Source organism: Oscillospiraceae bacterium, assembly GCA_015065085.1.
GTDB lineage: Bacteria > Bacillota > Clostridia > Oscillospirales > SIG627 > SIG627.
Map to the genome: position 1 here is coordinate 72,489 of SVQW01000007.1, position 21,558 is coordinate 94,046.

The 21,558-nt window shown below is 42.7% G+C and carries 11 protein-coding genes; 7 read left to right on the forward strand and 4 right to left on the reverse strand.

Features of this window, described 5'->3' with window-relative positions:
• Positions 1 to 61: 61 nt before the first annotated feature.
• The 3 genes from E7588_06345 (at position 62) to E7588_06355 (ending at position 4,981) form a co-directional block, all read left to right on the forward strand.
• The gene (locus E7588_06345; GenBank protein MBE6688882.1) at positions 62 to 2,074 is read left to right on the forward strand and encodes a hypothetical protein; all 2,013 of its coding nucleotides are present in this window, start codon (positions 62 to 64) and stop codon (positions 2,072 to 2,074) included.
• A 147-nt stretch (positions 2,075 to 2,221) separates the two neighbouring features.
• Positions 2,222 to 3,751, forward strand: coding sequence for a DUF3298 domain-containing protein (locus tag E7588_06350; GenBank protein ID MBE6688883.1), 1,530 nt, complete (start codon positions 2,222 to 2,224; stop codon positions 3,749 to 3,751).
• A gap of 78 nt (positions 3,752 to 3,829) precedes the next feature.
• Positions 3,830 to 4,981: a hypothetical protein gene (locus E7588_06355; GenBank protein MBE6688884.1), complete on the forward strand. Its 1,152-nt coding sequence runs from the start codon at positions 3,830 to 3,832 to the stop codon at positions 4,979 to 4,981.
• A gap of 236 nt (positions 4,982 to 5,217) precedes the next feature.
• Here E7588_06355 and E7588_06360 read toward each other — a convergent pair whose 3' ends face one another.
• Positions 5,218 to 5,373 carry a small, acid-soluble spore protein, alpha/beta type gene (locus E7588_06360; GenBank protein MBE6688885.1) on the reverse strand — a complete coding sequence of 52 codons (156 nt, stop codon included), beginning with the start codon at positions 5,371 to 5,373 and terminating at the stop codon, positions 5,218 to 5,220.
• 366 nt (positions 5,374 to 5,739) lie between these two features.
• Between E7588_06360 and E7588_06365 the strand changes: the two genes are divergently transcribed.
• Entirely contained in the window at positions 5,740 to 6,210 is a 471-nt protein-coding gene (locus E7588_06365) for a GNAT family N-acetyltransferase (GenBank protein ID MBE6688886.1), read from the forward strand.
• A gap of 336 nt (positions 6,211 to 6,546) precedes the next feature.
• On the opposite strand, the gene E7588_06370 is transcribed toward E7588_06365, so the two are convergent.
• Entirely contained in the window at positions 6,547 to 7,386 is an 840-nt protein-coding gene (locus tag E7588_06370) for an AAC(3) family N-acetyltransferase (protein ID MBE6688887.1), read from the reverse strand.
• Positions 7,387 to 7,608: 222 nt separating this feature from the next.
• Here E7588_06370 and E7588_06375 point away from each other — a divergent pair, with 222 nt between their 5' ends.
• The gene (locus E7588_06375; GenBank protein MBE6688888.1) at positions 7,609 to 8,811 is read left to right on the forward strand and encodes a copper amine oxidase N-terminal domain-containing protein; all 1,203 of its coding nucleotides are present in this window, start codon (positions 7,609 to 7,611) and stop codon (positions 8,809 to 8,811) included.
• A 17-nt stretch (positions 8,812 to 8,828) separates the two neighbouring features.
• Positions 8,829 to 10,055 carry a copper amine oxidase N-terminal domain-containing protein gene (locus tag E7588_06380; GenBank protein ID MBE6688889.1) on the forward strand — a complete coding sequence of 409 codons (1,227 nt, stop codon included), beginning with the start codon at positions 8,829 to 8,831 and terminating at the stop codon, positions 10,053 to 10,055.
• A gap of 280 nt (positions 10,056 to 10,335) precedes the next feature.
• Here E7588_06380 and E7588_06385 read toward each other — a convergent pair whose 3' ends face one another.
• Positions 10,336 to 10,830: a nucleotide kinase gene (locus tag E7588_06385; GenBank protein MBE6688890.1), complete on the reverse strand. Its 495-nt coding sequence runs from the start codon at positions 10,828 to 10,830 to the stop codon at positions 10,336 to 10,338.
• 485 nt (positions 10,831 to 11,315) lie between these two features.
• Positions 11,316 to 20,135 carry a hypothetical protein gene (locus tag E7588_06390; GenBank protein MBE6688891.1) on the reverse strand — a complete coding sequence of 2,940 codons (8,820 nt, stop codon included), beginning with the start codon at positions 20,133 to 20,135 and terminating at the stop codon, positions 11,316 to 11,318.
• A 406-nt stretch (positions 20,136 to 20,541) separates the two neighbouring features.
• On the opposite strand from E7588_06390, the gene E7588_06395 reads away from it, so the two are divergent.
• Positions 20,542 to 20,886 carry a DUF3232 domain-containing protein gene (locus tag E7588_06395; GenBank protein ID MBE6688892.1) on the forward strand — a complete coding sequence of 115 codons (345 nt, stop codon included), beginning with the start codon at positions 20,542 to 20,544 and terminating at the stop codon, positions 20,884 to 20,886.
• Positions 20,887 to 21,558 lie beyond the last annotated feature (672 nt).

Here is a 21,558-nt window from a genome sequence, read left to right on the forward strand (position 1 = left end):
TTAAAAGCAGGGCGGTATCATTTCGGTATCGCCTTGCAAAGAAAACTAACAGGAGGATATTATGAAAAGAATTACATCTCTGTTTCTTGCACTCGTAATGTGCATAACAGCATTTGCTTTCACAGCAAGTGCCGCCGAAATCAAATTTAACGATGTAAAAGAAACCGACTGGTTTTACGGTGACGTAATGAGCGCTGTTGATATGGGACTTATCAACGGTAAGGGAGAAGGAGTATACGCTCCCAATGATAACCTCATATACGCAGAAGCTGCAAAGCTCGCTGCTTGTATGCATCAGCTTTATATGGAGGGTGTTGTAACACTCAAAAACGGTACTGCAAACTGGTATGATACCTACGTTGATTACTGCGTAGATAACGGTATCATCACAAAAGAGTACAACTACAATGAAAAAGCAACCAGAGCCGGCTATATGGTGATTTTCGCTCACGCTCTTCCCGATGAAGCACTTAAAGCAGTAAACAATGTTCCGGACAACTCGATTCCGGATGTTCCTACTTCAAGTGCTTACTCACCTGAAGTTTACAAGCTTTACCGTGCAGGTATTCTCCAGGGCTCTGACGAAATTCACAGCTGCAAGCCCCACGAAAACATCAAGAGAAGTGAAGTTGCGGCAATTCTCTCCAGAATGATGGACGATACAAAGAGAGTTAAGTTCTCTACGGGCAAGGAAGAACAGAAACCCGAAGAGCAGAAACCCGAAGAGCAGAAACCCGAAGAGCAGAAACCCGAAGAAACAAAGCCTCTTGCAATTAAGACACAGCCCGTATCTGTTATGGTAAACGTAGGCGAAACAGCCGAGCTTAAAGTTGAAGTTGAAGGCGGCAAAGAGCCATACACATATCAGTGGCAGAAGACTGTTACAATTACAAAATCGGTTACATCCGACTTTGTGGATGAAGAAGGTAAATATGAAGGTGCAAAAACTGATACGTTTAAAATAACGTTGGCATCGGCCGGCTCAATCAAAGCCATATCCTGTAAGATTACCGATGCTGAAGGCAACACTGTAACAAGTGAAGTGGCAACGCTCACCTTTGTTGGAGAGGAAGAGAACAAAGAGACCGAGGAAGATTCTTCTGCTTCCGCAAGACCTTCCTCACCAACAAAGCCTACCACCTCAATAGCTCTTGCAATCAAGACACAGCCCGAGGGTACCACAGTAAAGACTGGTGAATCGGCAACGCTTTCGGTTACAGCGGAAGGCGGTAAAGCTCCATACACATATCAGTGGGAGTATTATGCAAGATACAAAAAATCCGCTTCGTGGTCAAAGATAGATTCCGCAACGGAAAATGAAGTATCCGTAAGTCAGGTAAGTGCAGGAAATGTTAAATATCGCTGTGTAATCACCGATGCGGAGGGGGCTTCCGTTACATCCGAAGAATGTACAGTAACATGGGAGGACAACGGCTTCCTTATGTATGTTGAGGATGTATTCAGTATTCAGGGCAGAGGTACCGTTCTTACAGGCAAGATCACCTACGGTGAGATAAAGACAAACGATACGGTATATATCGTATCTGCCGACGGCACAAAGACGGAGGCTGTTGTAACGGCGATCGAAATGTTCAATAAGATCATAGATGAGGCATCTGCAGGCGACAACGTCGGACTTCTTGTTCCCTCTGTTGAAAAGACAGCCGTAGCAAGGGGCAACGCTCTTATAAAGGCTGATTCCGATTATAAAATCACTACTACCGTTATCGGTACACTTACACTTCTTTCCAAGTCAGACGGCGGACTTTCAAGCAAGATAGAAAGCGGATATCAGGCACAGTTCTATTATGCTTCCTACGACGAAACAGGTACAATAACACTTCCCGCCGAAGGACTTGAGCCGGGCGCAACTCTTGAAGATGTCAAGGTCGTACTCAAGGATAAGCTTCCCAGATTCCTCGGTCAGACCTTTGAAATTAAAATTGCAGGCAGAAAGATAGGTATCTTTACGGTAACAGAGGTCAAATCTTTATTCACAAGACCCTCCACAACAACAAGACCCTCCACAGCAAGACCTTCCACAACAAGACCTTCTGCTACTCCCACTACCTAAGAATAACAAATCATAGCAAGGAGTGTCCTTTTGGGCACTCCTTGCCGCAAGGCAGAATGAAGAAAAAATGAAAAACATAAAGCGTTTTCGTTTTTTCTGTGTCCTGCGTTGATAGGAAAACGAATACTTGAAAGGAATGGGAAATTCATGAAAAAACTATGCCTTATGCTTGCTACGGCTCTTATTACAATATTTTTTGCAGGGTGTAACGACACGCCGGATATTAAGCCTGATGAAAATCCCGACAACACCCCTGTAATAAGTGTGGAAAATAACAGCGGTTTCGGACTTATATCACTTTCCAAGTGTCAGCGGTTTGATGCCGATTGGGGCGAAGAACAACCTCTTCGCATGGTAAAATGGCAGAATATCAAGCTCTCGGACGAGGATGCTGAAAAGTACCCCGAGCTTAGCGATGCACTTGCTGCATTGAATAATGAAGAAGATGAGGCCGCTACTTCCCAGATGCAAGCTTTCTGTGAATACACAGATTATGAAGGCTCTTCAACGCTGTATGCGAACACCGAAAAATACATTCTCCGTGCAGATAAAGCGGTTGTCAGTATTCTCGGAGAATACGAAAGCTATTCGGGCGGTGCTCACGGATATTACGCAAAAGCAGGCACGAATCTAAGTCCCGAAACAGGTGAAGAAATAGACCTTTTCGATGTTGTAACAGATAAGGATGCTCTTTACACGCTGATTTTCGGTTATCTCCTTGAAAATTACGAGGGCGAGTTTTACGAAGAAAAACGCGAGGATTTGTATGAGCACTTTGACAATGGGCTTAATTGGTCAATTGACTACAACAAGATAAATATATATTTTAACCCTTATGAAATCGCTTCTTATGCGGCAGGGCTTATCGAGTTTGAGCTGTGGTTTGACGAGCATCCCGAAATGATAGACAAGAAGTATACAGATGCTCCCTCATCGTATGCCGTTGAACTTTCGAATTTCAAAGAGTTCAAATTTGACAGAGATAAAAGCGACGGTAAGCGTGATGTTATCCTTGCAGGCAGTTACGGCTCGGAGGATTACCAGTGCGACCGGCTTGCAATAAGCTTAAATCTCAGAGAATGCACCGAAGACGAACTTTACGGAGTACAATTTACACCCGTACTTGTCTGTCTTGAAGGAAAATATTATCTTTACGGTGAAATCGGAACGGAAAACGGCTCTAATTATATAAATGTTTACGACCTCAACGGAAGCGGAGTTAAAAAAATCAAAACCGTTGAGCTTGGTTTCAAAAAGCTTTCCGACTACGAAAACAACGAATACGGCGGTTATTACAGAGATATTCCGAGTAACCCTTCCAATATGAAGCTTGAACGCTATATTTATCTTCTCGATACCCCCAATACCGCGTACAAGACTTACAGCATAAACAAGACAACGGCACTTCTCGAAACAGATGACGAATACTTTACAATTAACGAAGATAACGGCGAAAAAATTACGCTTTGCGATATAGAGGTGCAGATGCTGCCTGACGGCGAAATACTCACACTCCCGGTAGGTACAACACTTATGCCGCTTTATACCGATGGTTCGTCTTACGTTGATTTCATTTTTGAAGCAGGGCAGAGATGCCGTGTGGATATCCAATCCCACGACGGCATAAATACCATAAACGGCAAAGATGTCAGTGATTGCTTTGCAGATAAGTATTAATCAGTTGCTCCCGAAAGCATTTGTGAATATAATGAAGCTCTCGAAGAATGAACTTCGGTTGGATTTGGGTGACATAATATGAATAAAAGATACAGTATAAAAAGAATACTTGTTACCGCATTTATTATGCTTGTCTGTGTCTGCCTTTTTGGCTGTTACCCGAACAAGCCTATGTATGAGCAGGAAAACGCCGATAAAATTACTGCCAAAGGCACAGAGATGATGAAGACCTGGCTTGAAGAGAATGAACCGGGTGCAGCTATTGAAGAGTGTACTGCGTATATTGCGTGGACAAATTATGACGGCAACAATTATCTGACAGATTATGCAACGGGGAAGACAAAGCACAACGGAGAATCCAAAGCATTTGCCATTAACACCGTGACGGGTAAAGTGTACTTTGAACCGGATGATAAAACAAAAAATGAGTTTAACGCACTTGCTAAAGCCTACTTTGATAAAGCCCTGGAAGCTATCGGAATCATACCCGAAAGCACAAAAGCAGATTATGCATTTGAGTGTCACGTTATGGCACCTGTTAATGACGGTGATTCGATAACGGTTGTGCCGTATGTGTATTCCTTTGATTTCGGATTGCCGTCAGATGCGGAGGATCTCGAGGCATTTATACACAATACCGATGTGCGTTTGCCTATTTTTGTAAAAAAGCCCGGAATTACAGTTTCGGATGAAACGGATCTATCGGTCTATGACCTTGAGGCTTTAGAAGCATTTGAAAAGGAATACGGCATACATATCGGAGCTTTAACAATTGAAAACAGCAAGCAATTCCTTCAAAAAAATGATTTGCGGGACGAGACGGGTACATCACTATGGGAATACGGAGTATTGCTTGAAACCGATGGCGGTGAGCTTCTCGGCAGAATCCGTGAACATAAAGAGATTCGGAACCGACATACAAATGAACTGACGGTACAAGATGTTGCAGCAGAACCGATTTTCGGGAAAACAAATCTCGGTTATAGCATTTCTTTTAACGATGATCTGAATGAGTATATAACAATCAGAGCATACGAAGGTGCAGAAATGTTGGAATATGACTATTACCTTGTTGACGAAGATGACTTTTCAACCAAGAATGATTCTTACAAAGACGAAATTGATACTTGTTGGAGGGATGCAGGAGATGGTTGTTATGTGTTGTCATGCAAATCCGACAATTCCACATTGAAAATATATAACGATGATGTGCTGGTGCGGAAACAGTGAGGAGGAAAACACACTACTCTTGCGTAACATTCTCCCCTTTAACGACACACTTGGCACAAACCGCCGGACATTTATACGCAAATAAAGCCATATTCAATTAGGAGATAAACACTGTATCTCCCTCAAATCGCTCCCGGTATAAATTCACTTTTGCCGATAAAAACGGCGTACTGATTGTCTTTTCAGTACGCCAATTTTGTTTGTCGGGCCGGTTTAATAAGTATTTTGGTTTTGGTTTAATATGTATCGGTGACATCCTCATCACTTGCGGCTTCCATCTTGAATTTATCCATAGCTTCCTTAGCTTCGGGAACAAGTCTCTTGTTGTTCATGATAAAATCTCCTTGAATTTTAATTGAGTGTCTCAGACACATTCTTTGCAAAGCCGTCAAAACACACTTTAAACGGCTTTGCGTTTAAGTACGTTTTGTATGCAGATGAATAATTTGTTCATGTCAGGCAAAACTGCTGTTTTACCGCTGCATTCGGCTTTACACACATATTGTGTGTCGGAAAAGCATCATATAATCGTGGAAAGTTCTGTAAATTAAGGTGTTCTTTCCGCGGCGGTGTTTTCGCCGCTGTGAATATTATGTGCGTAAAATCAAGCGGGATACAAGGTATTTTTTTCAAATTGCTTTTTATTTTTGATTGACGAAAATAATACAATAAATGGTGCAGATTTGCCGAAAGTGTTGATTTTTATTCAGATTTATGGTATTATAATAAATGATATTAAGATAACGGAGGTATTACAAATGGAAATAATAAGACTTGAAAATAAAGACAATGAAATATTTGACAAAGTGGTTGAATGGAACTATAATTGGTGGGGTCAAAAGACCGGTAAAACCATGGAGCAGGTGAGATATCTGTTCGAGCATTCCATCTGTAAAGACCGTTTGCCACAGACCTTTGTTGCACTTGTTGACGGTAAGGCGGCAGGTATGTATCAGCTGTCCATGACGGATGATTTGTTTGGCAGACCTGATATATATCCATGGCTTCTCAATGTTTATGTAGATGAGTCTTTCAGAGGACAGAACATTTGCCGTGAGCTTATGCTGACTGTTGCACAAAACGCCAAAAACGCGGGAATTAAAGAGCTGTTCCTTTATACAAGCCATGTAGGGCTTTACGAGAAGTTCGGTTGGGAATTTGTAGAAGAGGTAAGAACCTTTGACGAAAAATCTCCCTTTGACAGACTGTATAAGCTGGAAATCAAATAAATTTTTTAAAGCATTAACTGACAAAAACTGCTCCGACTTAATAATCGGAGCAGCCAGACTGTCGAGAAAGTCGTGATACCGCGACGGAAATAAATTATATTTCAAAAAGAAAAAATAAATCAAAGAACAAATTAACAGCAGGTGATACATCGAATATCACCTGCTGTTTGTCGCTTTTTGCCGCTTCAAGCCCTATCGTACCTTTGTACGCCGACAGGCTTAAATCGGCAAAATATCCCTGACTTTTCGAAAGTCTCACAGTGTGTCGATAGGTTTATCGACACACTGACTGCTCCGATTTAATAATCGGAGCAGTTTTGTTATGTATTTGTTACATTATTTGAGTTCTTCCCGCATTTCACGTACGCGCTCGGTCCACTTTATCCAGGCATCGGTATCCCACACGCTGTCACAACGACGCAGAACGATGGGGTCATAGTCCTGAAGTCTTTGCATTGCAAGGTCAACAAACTCTCTTACGGGCACGCTTGTAAAGGTGGCGTTACCGCATTTTGAGCGGTAAACAAGTCCCTTTTCGTTGAGCAAGCCGGTTAATACAAGGTTGTGCAGGTGAGGCCATACACCTTTCTTTCCAAATGCCCACAACTGGTCCTTCATCATTTGGAAATCAGGATGAGCCTTTATGCTGTCAAGCTCCTTTTCCATGTAGCAGTATTCAGCAAAATGACGGAAGGTTATGTACAGTGTGCTTACGCCCAGCATAACGATTCTGGCATTATTATCATACATTTTCTGAAAGGGAGAGTCGGCTGAAAATGGTGTTTCGCCCGCATTGCCGAAGCGCTTGTGAGTGTGACCGTGGGTTTTTGTGAGCTCCTCAGCCATTTTGCCGAAAGCACAAACGGAATGGGTTGCCTGGTCACTGCGGCATGTGCCCTCCCGGGTCCTGAAATACTCGGTAAGATAGCCCGCATCCGAGGGCTTGTTCATGTGCCAGTCTCTGTATGCATTGCCGAAGTCCTTCATGGTGAAAGCCGGCAGAACCAGAGTTCCTTCGGTGCCGACAGCATCCAGGAAACCGCCTATAACGCTTTCCGCGCCACCCTCAACGGTGCCCATGCTTTTGAAGGACGAATGAACCATAACAATGTCGCCTTTTCTTATTCCAAGCTGAAGAACAGCCTTTTCCACATCTTGTCTTGTAACGTTTGCCATACCTCAAAACCTCTCAAAAAATGTATTTTTGTTATCATTTTAAGTATATAGCATGATGTGATGGCATTCAAGTTTGAAATTGTTAATATTTCCAAAACAGGCTGAATATTTTATGCAATGCTTTGCAGTTAAAGTATTTTTTGATATGGCTCCTGTGTATTCCGTATTGACAAAAAGCCCGGATTAATATATAATATATACAAACTTTGGAAGGAGATTTCTATGAAAAAAACACTTTTAATTCCACTTATACTTTTGATGATTGCGGTGGCTGTTACGTGTGTGCCCGCCTCTGATTCAACCGTGAACAAAAGCCTTTTGTATGATGATATAAAAATCACACTTGACAGCAGGGAAATAAGGCCGGCCGACGTAAACGGTAACTATATTGAGCCCTTTATAATTGAGGGTACAACCTATCTGCCCGTACGCGGAATAGCAAGTTCACTGGGACTTAGTGTGGGTTGGGACGGCGAAACAAACACGGTAAGCCTTACAGAGCCTAAAAATGATGAAAAATCCATTCTGTTTAACGATGACGGCATAAAGGCAGTGTATAACGGATTTGAGGTTACCGAAAGCGGTGTCGCGATGTCTTTTTCTGTGAATAACTCCGGTAAGAAGGATATATATTTCGATGTGACCGTGAGCTTGGCAGACGGCAAAAGCATTGAAAAGCACAAGGAATATATGATTATAAGTGGCAGGAATGTTAATATCAGACATCTTGTCCCCGGTATTGAAAGAGCGGATAAAATCAAATTCATATTCTCTTTGAAGGATGCCGAAACACAGTTTGATATATGTTCTGTCAAGGAGTTTACCGCAACTCCTGATGGTGCCGAGCCTTCAGACAAAAAGCCAAAGGTGTCTTACAGCGACCCCGAGGGCGATATTACTCACGAAAGCTTTGAACAGTTTTTCAAGGCATACGGTGAATTTAAAAAGGGCAGATACAGCAAGGAATATAACTTCTCCGACCGCCATGACTGCCATACGGGAACGGTGAGCGCGGGTTACAGCATTCCCAATAAGGATTTGCACTTTGATGCCGCCGTTATTACCGAAGTATATGACCCTGTGCAGAAAACTACCGCTCCCGCACCTGTTATTATGGAAATCAATCATGTACAGGGCGAAGAGCTGTATAAATTTAAAATATCTTCCGTATTGAACGGTATTTCATGGAGTGCGGACGGAGAAATCAAGTTTTCCGATATGTCTGTTACAAGCAAAGGGGTTAAATTAAACGAAGAATTTGATGATATAGATCAGAAGTACACAAGATTAGAGTCGCTTAAAGCGCTGGATGAAATGGCAGAAAAGCTTGCAAAGCAGGTGCTTGATGTTGTTGTCAAAGAGGTAAACAACTTTTTTGCAGAAAAAGACTCACGCCTGAATCTTGAATTTTTCGGTCTGAAATAATTGAAAGGAGAACACTCATGAAAAGAATTACGTTAATATTCACCGTATTGATGCTTACAGTGGGCGTTGTGCTTTCTATTGCTTCGGCAAGCGTTGGAAACATTGAAAAAACTCTTTTGTATGACAACATAAAAATAACGCTTGACGGCGAAGAAATAAAGCCTGCCGATGTTAACGGTAACTATATCGAGCCTTTTATAATTGAGGGCACGACCTATCTGCCCGTCCGCGGAATAGCAAGCTCACTGGGACTTAGTGTGGGCTGGGACGGGGAAACAAACACCGTAAAACTCAACGAACCTTTGCGTGATACGCTTGTTTTATATGACAAAAGCAAAATCAAAATAAACTTCAAAAAGTACGAGTACACCGCAGAGGGTGATTTGATGCTGAGGCTTTATGTTGAAAACGGCAATTCTGATGATATTACACTGCGTGCCAAACATGCATATGTCAACGGAAATCTGATTGATACAAGCTTTTCGGCTGATTTTTCTTCCGGCAAAAAGGGTAATGCGGATATAGTAATCAAGGCACAGAAGCTTAAAGAAAATAATATAAACTATATAAAGGAAATTGAGCTTGTTACAGATGTAATAAATGCTTCGACCGGCGAAAAATTCATGGACAGCGGTGTTATAACTGTGTCATCCAAGAGTGCAGTATTAAGCGAAAGGTCTTCCGACGAGGAGAAGGATAAATACGAGAATATTACTCACAAGAACTATGTTGACTTCATAAAGGCAAACGGTGAGAATGTCGACGGCAGTTTCAAGGTAACACATGCCTTTTTTGAAAAAGAATATGAAAATCAAAGAGCCACACTGTTTTTAATATCGCTGGGCTGCAGTGATGAGGATGACAACATTCTGCTCAGCGTATTGATGAACCGTGAGCCGGAGACAACGGGAAAAAGCGATAATACATATCTTGATATTACAATATCCCCCGATGCCTCCTCATACAGCTTTAAAGGTAAATTATTAAAAGCGAAAATAGAGGGCAAAGTCACAGCGGATGAAAAAATTCTTACGCCCGATGGATGGACCATTGAAAAGAATATTGTTGAGAATTACAATATGGGCGGCTTCACCACTACGGCAAATGTGTCTGATGAAACATCCAAGCTTCATGTTGCAACTCAGCTTTCCGACATGATGAAGCTTATCGCCGAGCACGGTGACGGTATTTTTGAAAAGTACGGTTCGGAATTGTCACTGGGCTTTTTCGGAATTGAAAAATAAGCGGTGCGGTGAATTGTCATATATGTGAAAACCAATCAATGGGATTTTATTCTGTTGAAGCATTAATGGATATGTGTGGTATGGTCGTTGGGGATAAGGGTAAAATAAAATCGGTATGGGATTCCGAACAAGAATAAATCCTATACGCAAACGCTCCACAATATATTGACATATACAAAGATGAGTATATGGATTGATGCTTATAAAAATGCTCCGGCGAAAATTCGCCGGAGCATTTTTCTTGACCATTAACTGTTCGACAAATTGGAATTTAACGGTATTACAACAGCTTTATCTCATTGGCAATCATGGCCACGTTTTTGGCGTTGGTATCAATTTTAATGGTATTGAGTGCTTGATACATCGGTATTCTTGCTATGCTTCTCTCAATTACATCTTCAGAACGAATACCTCTTTCTATATCCATTGCCAATCTTTCGCACAGAGTCTTTTCATCCGCTACAAGCGAAACGCATTTCACCTCACAGTTCTGTGTATCCAGCTTCTCAAGTATGGAATTGATAATACTCTGCTCGTGCATCACCCAACAAAAAATAATATTCTCGTATGCAGAACATTTCAGAAAATTATTGAGTAAATAACAAATATTATTCGTCACCATTGCTTTTGTTTCGTCGGTTACTTGGAACGGATTGGAATCCCAGCACCAGTCACCATCAAGAAGCACACTATTTGATAAATTCATTTTAAGTTGCTGACAGACGGCGGTTTTTCCAACTCCCATTGTTCCACCGACTATATATAAGTTTTTCATATACTCACCTACAAATTCTTATTTATCGAACTAATTATATCACAAAAATTGAGAACCCACAGCAAGAAGATTCTGCTGTGGGTTCGTTGTCTTTGTTTTGTTTTCAGCAGAGCATTTTTGCTTCTGAATTTAGGGCTTTTCAAAAAATGTGCGTCAAATGTGCGTCAAAAATCATTTCTTCTAAGCCTTAAAACCTTAAAAAACCTTGAAATAAAAGGCTTTTCGGGGATGTGGGCTTATTCCCACTCTAGTCCGGAGCGCATTTATAATGTGTCCCCAAGGTTTTGGAACGAGTTTTGGGAATAATTTTCTCGTATTTTCAGCCTGATACCTTGAGTATCAGAATTTTTAGTACGGTTTTGGTACAACATTTTTTCAAAAAAATCACCTTAACTTTTCTAATGCCAACCCAATAAGTCTGTCCGCTTCATCAGCCACAAACAAAGGAATATTCCGAACATCTTTTCACAGAATTGTTGATGTTTTTATTTTTCGGATGTTATAAACCTGTGAAGTATTGCGGCGATTTCGGCTCTTGTTGCAAAGTCGGCGGGGTTCAGGGTGCTTTCAGTCTTGCCTCTTATCAGTCCCGTGCCGGCTGCGTACTGCATAGCTGCCACAGCGTATTCCGAAATATCCTCAGAATCGTCATAAGAGAGAATATTTGTGTTTTCTCCTGCAGATACGTCATATTCCTTATACTTTGCGTAGCGGTGCATGATTGTCGCAATTTGCTCTCTTGTGATGCTGTTGTTCGGTGCAAATTCCGATTCGGAGTATCCGTTTACGATTCCCTCAGATGCCGCCCAACGGACTGCCTCGGTATACCAGCTTTCCGCCTCAACATCTTCAAACGGCATGATATAGTTGACAACAGGCTCATTTTCCATTCTCCAGAGAACTGTTACAAGCATTGCACGCGTAAGCTCGGCATTCGGAGCAAATTCCGATTCGGAAGTGCCCTGCATGAGCTTATTCAGGTTGACAAACTTCACATCCTCGTAATACCATGCATCTTCGGCGACATCTGTGAACGTGTTTTTCCATTCGGTTTCGGGCTTTTTCTGCTCCTGCTTTTCCCATTTCGCATAAAGAGTAAAGTTGTTTGTAACTTTGTCATCGAAATCATACGCGTAAGTCAGCTCTTCATCGGTAAACCATCCGATAAAGGTGTAACCGTCCTTTGTCGGTGCCGTCGGCTCTTCAAGACGGGAGCCTGATTTGATATTTTCGGCGGATATTACGGTTCCGCCGTTTGTTTCAAAGTTGACGGTGCACCGTATCGTTACAACGGCAGGAGCTGTGGGTATTTCCTGAGGAGAGGTAACATTTACCGATATTTCCTTTGTCATTACGACTTCGCCACCGATTTCTGAGGTGTCGTTTTCAAAGTCCCATATCTCGCCGTCATTCAGTATGAAATCTCCGGTCTGCGTATCCACAAGCACAATATTGCCTGCGCCGTTTTTCACAGCTTTGACATATATTGTGGTGTTGCCTTCGCTTATACCCGATATTTCACCGTTGGACGAATTTATTTCCGCAATGGAATTGTCTGCACTTTCATAAATAAGACTGTATGATTTGTCGCTTCCGTACGGCTCAAGTGTTATGTTGAGTGTCTTGGTTTTGCCTGCAGCAAGCTCTATGGTCATATTGCCCGCCGAGCGCAGTCTTGCTGCCTGTACGGGAGAAGAGGGATCCTCAACAGTTATATTTTTAAGTGTGGGAGCTGCCGTGTCGGTTGCATGCGTATGTGTGGCGCCAAGGACCTTGGATTTCTTTTTGATAGTGGCAAATAGCGACGGATCATTATCGGCGGCGGGAGTGTTGTATTCCGCCGAAACGGTAAATGTTCCCGTGCCGTCGCTGGTGAAGTATTTTTCGGTAAGCTTTGATTTTTTAATCAGCGTAGCTCTTGTATTCGCTTCCTCATCTCCGCTGACTATGGTATAGTCCAGCTCGTAAGTATCATCGGGAGCAAGAACGGGTATTTCGATCTCGCCTATGACGTTGTTTACGGAATTTTCACCAAAATCGGTGTTTTCATTGTCGAAAAGAATATCTCCCGCATCGTATGCACCGTCGGCAATGAGCTTCAGTACAATGTTTTCTGCCGGGTAGTTACCTGTATTACGCACAGTTGCCTGTATTGTAAGCTCCGTTTCGTCATCGCTGAGGAAGCTCTTGAGATCGTGTACTTCAAGCTCGGGTGCAATATTTACGGGGATTTTGGATATTTCGGGGGTATAAATATCATCCTCCCAAGCCATTACATATATGCTGACCTCTTTTTCAAAGGGAGGCATAATGAACTGCACCGAGTCGCCAAGCTTCGAGCCGGTCGCCATGTGGCCCTCGTACAATGCGGAATCCTTTATCAGTGCAAACGACTTGCCCGCTGCACTGTTCACTCCGTCACCCTTTTCCCACCAGCAATCGTTGATCTGGTCATAGCCCTCAATATCTGCGTCTGTTTCGATATAGTAATTGAACTGTATCATATCGGAAGGAATTACTCCGTAATTCTCGCACTCAAAGTCAAGGCTTACAAAATCTCCCTCTTTCGGATACACAGGATATTGATTTGTCTTTTTTGCCGAAATGGAGGACACGAGTATGAAGTCCGAAACGCAAAGGATAGAAGTGTCCTGCTCCTTTTCGTAAGTAACTCCGTTGTCATTCAGCTCTTCCATTCCGAAGATTCTGTATGCCAGCGAATACTCATTGTCGGGGCTTACCACCAGCGCAGGCTCATTGATGTAAAGGTCCTGCTCGGTAAGTATCTCATTTGTAAGGCCCCATGAACCGATATATCCTGTTTCGGCTCCGTTTTCTTCATCTTCATACTCTGCAGTAATGAACATGGGGTCGTAGGTCTTCATATACAATCCACGGCTCTTGTGAGTGGTTCCGTCTTCATCCGAAACGGTCCTGAATTCTGTCCACAGCATATAAAGCATGCCGTTTTTGCCCATGAATATCTCAAATCCGTCAGCCGCCTCCTCGCTTTCGTATTCCAGAACGGAATCCGACTGCTGAGAAGCGTTGTTCATAACGCAATAGCTGCCTTTATCTTCCCAATTTTCCGCAGTAACGGCTTCAAGGTCGATAGTACATATATTGCTTCCGCTGCCGAAATAGATCTTATTCATTATATCGCAGGTAACGATATTTGCGTTTGAATCATTGACGTTGTTATCGGTGAGTCTTACAGGCTTTGAATTTTCACCGTTTTCGCGGATTATACAGAATAATTCACGGTCATCCTTTGTGGAGGCGTTGTTGTCGGTATCCATTGTATATACGAGATAGGTCTTTCCGTCGAAGGATGCCTGGGTCACATCGTATAATTTCGGGTTTTCAAGTCCCTGTATATCAGTATCGACAAAGCGCATACCGTTAAGGTCGATATCGCTGTTTTCTTCATACAAAGCGTATTCGGAGCTGTCATCAACTATTATCTGACCGTTTGCAATGTCAAATTCAGTTATTGCAAGTGACTCATAGGAGCTTGACATAAATGTCTGATATGTGCTTTCAATGTCATTATAGTCGAATTCCACACCACTTGTATGATAATCGGTGATCTTGTATGCAATGGTTAAAACATTGTCTGCACAGGAGATGGAGGGCTCAGAATATCCGTACTGCGCAAGGGTTGTAATATCGTGAATATCTCCCTTGTTTCCGTGTTCATCGAAAATACAAAGGCTGATGTTCTGTGATGTTACAAGATCTGCCATTTCGGGAAGCTCATCGCCGAAGGTTCTGTCGCTGTCGGTCCATACAACAATAACTCTGCCGTCCTCAAGCTGTATGGATTCTATATCTCCGTCAAGTGTTCCGTCCTCTTCAAGCTCTTGAGCAGGGGACCATTCCTCCGTGTTTTTGTCAAAAACAGAATAGTAAACGCTGTTTCTGTCATATAAAGCTCTGTCAAGATTGTCATTCATGTAGATTATCAGCTTGTTTCCGTCGGGAAGCAGATACATCTCGGGCTGAGGATGCTTTGTGGTTTCGGTCTGATAATCCATGGTTGTTTCTATGTATTGTAAGCCGTCGTCATACGAGCTGAACAAGGATATGGGCGGCATAGCCTCCAGCTTGTTTTCGCCGCCACGTCGTGCGGGGGATGTATTGACAGATGAATTTGTATCTCTTGTTGACAAGGTCATAAGCGACATCAGCATACCCGAGCCGCCGGATTCCACATCGAAGGCGTTATCAAGATATCCGTCTGTTCTGAACATTTCCACGGTATATCCTACAAGTCTTACGGAAAGGGGAATAATAAGCAGGTCGATATCGGCATTTACCGCGAAGGTAACAGTACCTCTTGCTTCCGACCAGGGCTGCCAGTTTATCACAAAATCAATGTGTCCGGATATACCGATGGAAAACGCACCGCGCATTCCGACACCCGCACCTACCGCAAAGGAGGGCTGAAGAGTTACAATGCCGGTTGCGGCAAGTCCACCTCCGGGTGTATCGCCACCGCCGAGACCGAAAAAGTTCTCAGAGCTGATATCGTATGTGGTTTTTCCTTCGTTAAGATATTTCGGCAGGCTTTCGAGTACCAACAGCATGTTGAATCTGTGTATCCATGCCTGTTTTACCTTTGTCGCATCATATTCTACCAGGAAATCGGGTTTGAACGGCTCTCTCTCGGTATCCTCTGAGCCGCTTCCCGTATCCTCAAGAACTTCCGTTTCAGAGCTCTCAGAAACGGTCACAAGCTGCTTGTACATATTGATGCGGTTCTGCAGGTCATAGGAAAATTCGCTCATTTTTTCTTCAAAGATCTCTTCGTTGATATAATAGAAATCATATCTGTTGAGCAGAGCGTCTATGGCATTTACCGTGTCTTCCTTCTTTTGATTATCAAACAATACGTTAAGCAAGTCCGCCGCCTGAGATTTATCCTTTGTAAGATTGGACTGATTATACAGTGCTGCAAACAGCCTCTGATCAGTAAGGTTATCCTCGGCGTAATGCTTGTTTGCTATTTCGTCCTGACCGTATTTGCCGAGCAGTGCATAGAATGCTTCATCTTTAACATTGCCGGTATTGAAATAATCCCTGGTACCGTTAATACCGATAAGTCCTCTTGCGCTTCCGCCGGCGGAAATAGTTACATAAAGCGGTATACCGCCGATTACCCACTGCCATTCGGCGGTGTACATTGCTTTTAAGCCGAGTGTGACGAAAACATAGTTCAATGATAATGTTCCGTCATCATTTTTGTCAAGCTTCATGTACATACCGAAGTCGAACATGATCGGGAATTTTGTGTTTTTTCCGGAACCGCTGTCTTCATCCTTCTTTTCGGTCTTGGAATTGGAAACGTTTGTGCTGTATGTATCCGATATGTATTCCGTCAGATACATGAGCTTTGACCAGTTGTCGGAATTGTTGAATTCCTCAAGCTGGGAATATATTGCTTTTTTCAGCGTTTCGCCCTGGCCTACGGCAATTTCCATTGTCTTTTCATCCAGCTCTTCGGAAAAGCTTGAAGAGGGAACCGTAGGCACATTATTTCCGATTATCGGTACATTGTCAAGTCCTTTTTCGGAAAATTCATCCGGCATACCCGCAAAGGAAATATTTGCAGGCGGAAGCTCCTTCTCAAGAACGTATCCGCTCTCAACCTCGCCTCTGCTGTTTCCTTTTTTGTCAAATACTTCGACCGTTATACGTCCGCCATCATCAAGAGCTTCGGCGATATTGACGTTTGCTCTCCAGTTTGTTTCAAGGCCCACGGCAGAGCTCTGTGTCATATTTATGCTTACTATTCTTGAGCCGTCCTTGCGGTAGGAATTGAGCTTTACGGCACTGATACCGTAGCTTTCATTGGCGCTGACCGCACCGACCATAAACGTGCGGTTTGCTCCCGCGGAGGAATACGGAATTTTTATAAGTCCGTTGTTTTCCGCCATATCGCCAAGCACTGTGTAGCAATCAATACTGTTTACGGTGTAGTTCTCATCGTTTGCGGGTATAACGATGTAGTACGTTTTGCCGTTTGCCGCAAGAAGGGTGGTTGCTTTTGTCTGCACACCGTTGGCATATTTTATGGAGAAATACTCTCTGTTGGATACATTCGGTATATACATTTTGAAGTTACCGTCTGCATCGCTTATAACGGATGAATAATACTTTATTCCGTCTATTTCGACACTGTTATACCGTTCGTCAAAGTTTATAACGGAAAGAGATGCGCCGGGAACTGTCATATACGAAGCGGGAATCTCGGGATTTACCGCCGCATAACCGTTGCCCTTTAATGTACGGCTGGGCTTGACCAGCTTACCTGTCATAACGTAATCGGAAGCGGTCTTTTTTTCCATTCCGCAATAAAGCGTAACGTCATTTGAGGTCATTTCAAAGGAGAAGCTGTTTCCGTAATGACGCGCATAGCGCTTGTCGCCCTCGGTCGTTATGGTTTTCTGGTTATCGTCCACATACCAGTAAGGTATATATCCGTCGGGCGCTTCCGCATATACGGTAACAACATCGCCTATTGCAAGGTTTGAGAGCTTCTGACCGTTTAACATGTTTCTTTCACGCAACATGTCATAGTTTTCTTTTATTCTGTCGTTCAGTCTTCCGGTGAATACAGGTATTTCGTCGTTTGTCCAGTTTGTAAGACCGCCTGTATATCTGTACAACATGTCAAGGAACGCGTTGTCCGCATGAAGCTTTTTATCATGGAAAACGTACAGACCGTCTGTATTGCCCTCGTACATGAAGGTAACGCCGCAGTCGTTTCGGTTGAACACGGGGAAGAGCCCGTTTCCGCTTTCCTTGAGCTGAACATACATTGTATTGGATGTTCCAATCGATATTTTATTTCCGTTCAGGTCATTTATCGCACTTGCGGTATAACCGCTTGCGGGAGTCAGTGTGACGGCAATATAGTCACCTACGCACCAGTCTGTATTTTTATATGTAGGGCTGCCCAGAATTGTTTGAGATTCAACATACGCGGGCGGATTGTTTATTTCTTCGATACTCAACCAGCTTTTATAAAAAAGGAGCGTGAAGTCATCCCAAATATACTCATAGCGCCATACACTTGTATATCCGGTCAATATGCCACCGCCATCGATACTGCCTGGGTTAAGAACATTGCCTCCGAAGGTCATCGTTCCCTTGTGCGGCAGATAGTTACCTACGGTCAGCTTTGGAGTGACGGATCTTCTGCCGTAAACGGGTTTTATTTTAAGTGTATCTCTGTAGGTTTTTCCGTCGCCGTAAACATAGGTATATATTATTTCGGGTGTCAACGTCAATTCGGTTCCGTCAAAATATGTATATTTTCCCGTAGTGGGATTGTACAGCTCATATCCCTTGAGATATGCTCCGTATTTTTTTCCGTCGGAGGAAAGTGTTGCATTTAACGTTACCGTGTCGTCTCTGTAATACTTATTCGGTCTGCTGCTTTCTTTGTTCAAAGCACTTATGGAAGCCTGCGGTGCAACGATCTTTTCCAAACCGTCTTCCATATAGTAGCCAAGTATTTTGTCAGTGCTTTCATATATCGGTATTTTGAAAGTATCAGGCTGTTCGTAGGAAAGAGTTATCTGCTGCTTATATAAGGTTATCCAGTCTATCCAGAGTCTTGAGTCATTCCAATACCTTGAATCGGCGTTTGCAACAAAGGAGGTTTGCTTGTGTGGAATTTCATTTTTACCGAATTCCAATTCCTCCCAGCCCCAGTTCTTTTGCTTTTCTATGGTTTTGCTGCCGCCCTCAATGTATATTTTGTGCTTTACTCTTTCCGGATAGCGTGTGTCTGCCCAGGTTCCCCTTGCGCTGAAGCGGACCTTTTCTATTCCGCGCAGATCCACATCGTAATACAAATGTCCCCAGCGGTGGTTATCCGAGTTTAATTCCAGAACACCTGAGTTACCGTCTTTGTATACTCTTCCGGAATCGGCATAGGAGCCGCCTCTATATGCGTTTCCTTTTATTGTGACAGTAGGCTGGGCATCATTTGCCGCCATGAGCCGGATATCACTGCTCAGCAAAGCAATTCCGCTGTCAGAGGTGTCGGGATATATCGTAACCGTTGCGCAGATATCGTTACATCCTGCTCCGCTTACGCGCACTTCAAAATCCAGCGGTTCTGTTATACCCGCTCTTTTGATGGGAATATCGATATATTTATATTCCTGTCCCGCAAGCAAAACGGCTTCGGTAACAAGTGAGGAATAGTTCACATCCGCTTCTGCGGTATTTCCCATGGTTTGAACCTGCAAAAGCTGATATGTTTCTATATTGTTGGAGCGCACTACCTTCAGACGCACTTCGGAGTCCTGATCGTAGGCACTTATGTATTCCTGTTCGAAATACAACTCCGTTTCTTCGGTCTTTTGCTCGTTGTCCACGATGCAGACGTTTGAGGTTGCATTGTTTCCCAGCTCCGCTCCGTCACAATCAAAAAGGCCCAACATGAAGGCTTCCTCAGCCTCTACGATGCTGTCGTCTATGATCTTTATTTTGATTACTTTATAATTTTCGCCATCGTCAAAATGCAGATTCACAAAGGCGCCGGGCATAACCGCACTCATAGCCTCGTCACGCAAGACACTTTCCTTGTCTTCCACTTCGAAAAGCCTTGTCAGGTCTGAGTCGGCTCTTATCTCGGACTTTGTGTTTTTATTCAATATTTCATCGCGCATCTGATGAAGTGAGGAAGCATATTCTCTGCTTTCGTCAAAGCCGTCTGCTTCTTCCGGCACGATGGCTTCGGGCACATCATCGTCAGACTCCTCATTTATGGGAGTGTCTGCGTATTCTGATGAAACGTCGGTTGATACCTCGGTATTTTCAATCTCAGATTCTTCATAAACGGTAACGGGCTCGTCACCGAAATCCGCAATACTGCTTTCCAGAAGGGTAGGGGAATCGACCTTTTTCTCCACCTCATATTCCGAGAAAAAGCCGTCCTCGATAAATACGAAATCCTCTCCGTATTTTGCGGTCATTTCTATGGCTTTTACACTTACATCCACTTCGCCGTCGGTTCCGCCGCGACGGGCAACGTAAAAATGTATCTCGCCCGAGCTTTCCTCCGTTATGGTGTTCTGATTCACAATATCCAGAAGACCGTGCGGATATTGCGCGGCAAACTCATCGGAAACTCTTAAAGCCTCCTCTGAAAGCTCATCCATCATCCCGAGTACCGGTATCGGCAAGCAGGATATGAGCATTGCAAAAGCGAGCAGCAATGCAGTTGATCTTTTAAAGATTTTCAGGTTTTTCATGCAATTTAAACCTCCAAAATAAGAATTGACCATCCGTATTTATCAAAAACAAAACTTTCGACTATGCTGTGAAAATTATACCACAGTTTTTTTATATTTTCAATATTTTTGTAATATTTTACCACTGTTCCGATATTTTTTACCTGTTTCCGTTTGCATGTGTCCTCGCTATTCCAAAAAGAACGGCGGCTTCTCCGCCGTTCTTTTCTGCCGGATGGAAATTATTCAGGCTCCCTCACCGTTTTTTGTATGTGTGATTCAACAGCAGTGTTGTCAAAAAGCATTATCAACACTAAAAATCCTTTACTTACTGGAGTTTCAGTGCTTTTAGTACTATTCCCACTCGTTGCAGTGGCTTGCATCTTAAATAATTTTGTTTAGAAGATATTGCCACTGATGTTCTGATTATTTTGATTACCAATATTATTGTATCTGTACGATGGATATGACAGAACAAATAAATGATCTGAAATCAAACGACGCATTGAGTGGTTTTGAAGAATATCACCGCAGAATATATGAAATGGAAATGAAATTAAAGGTTTATTCTGCCAAATGCATGGAAGCGGAAGTATACAGAGATATGCGTGAAACTCTTGACAGAAGCAGAACTAATCAACACAATATAGTCATTATGGATGTAGGGATGTTGAATAGGTTGGCAAAAAACGAAAACATTCTGCCGGTATATGAAGGAGTTGTTTCTGAAGAAAGACCTTATAGGCGAGAACTTGCGGATGCTGTGCTGGAATATATAAGAGATATAATAAAAAATAGATTGTAAGATTCTTCAGCGACATATGTAATACCCGATATTCATGGAGAAATTATGATACAAAACGGTTTTTGCCAAGCTTGAAAAAATGAAAACGCCGGAGTACCTGAAAAAACAGGTGTGAGTGTTCATAACGTGTCATATTCAGACGCGAGAACAAAAAATGGAAAAAAGGAACCCCGGCACGCGATAATGCGTGTATAGACTCTCGACTGCACACAGGAACACTATATATATCTACTAAAACATTTGATAGTAGACGAACTAAAAACTGCGAAATGCATTAAAAAAGCGGCTGTAGTAGGTGAATTTAACACAAGAAGCTGTGTCGAATCCGTTATAAACGCGGTGATATTCGAATTTATGAGTTATGCTCAAAAAGCTTCTAAAATGTGGTATATTGTATCATTTACGTATCTGATAATTACTGTCGCTTTTAATGCTCTAAGCGGGGTACGTTTTGAAGGTCATTTTGGTTTGTTTAGTGCTTTGATACCGGGAGTTTTGTCTGGATTACATGCAGGAATATTGTCCGGTTTATTTTTAATGGGTATTTATATATGGTGGACATTTGTGAAACGCTTATTAAATTGCGAATTAGTGATATATTTTGGTAGTTTTGGGTAATATATTGCGTGATTTTAAAATAAATTACAAATTGCCGTTTATCAGATAATAAAA

Excerpts from the sequence above, each read along its gene's own strand:
- E7588_06345 (MBE6688882.1), top strand. The coding sequence starts at position 62 with ATGAAAAGAATTACATCTCTGTTTCTTGCACTCGTAATGTGCATAACA.
- E7588_06350 (MBE6688883.1), top strand. The coding sequence starts at position 2,222 with ATGAAAAAACTATGCCTTATGCTTGCTACGGCTCTTATTACAATATTT.
- E7588_06355 (MBE6688884.1), top strand. The coding sequence starts at position 3,830 with ATGAATAAAAGATACAGTATAAAAAGAATACTTGTTACCGCATTTATT.
- E7588_06365 (MBE6688886.1), top strand. The coding sequence starts at position 5,740 with ATGGAAATAATAAGACTTGAAAATAAAGACAATGAAATATTTGACAAA.
- E7588_06370 (MBE6688887.1), bottom strand. The coding sequence starts at position 7,386 with ATGGCAAACGTTACAAGACAAGATGTGGAAAAGGCTGTTCTTCAGCTT.
- E7588_06375 (MBE6688888.1), top strand. The coding sequence starts at position 7,609 with ATGAAAAAAACACTTTTAATTCCACTTATACTTTTGATGATTGCGGTG.
- E7588_06380 (MBE6688889.1), top strand. The coding sequence starts at position 8,829 with ATGAAAAGAATTACGTTAATATTCACCGTATTGATGCTTACAGTGGGC.
- E7588_06385 (MBE6688890.1), bottom strand. The coding sequence starts at position 10,830 with ATGAAAAACTTATATATAGTCGGTGGAACAATGGGAGTTGGAAAAACC.
- E7588_06390 (MBE6688891.1), bottom strand. The coding sequence starts at position 20,135 with ATGGTCAATTCTTATTTTGGAGGTTTAAATTGCATGAAAAACCTGAAA.
- E7588_06395 (MBE6688892.1), top strand. The coding sequence starts at position 20,542 with ATGGATATGACAGAACAAATAAATGATCTGAAATCAAACGACGCATTG.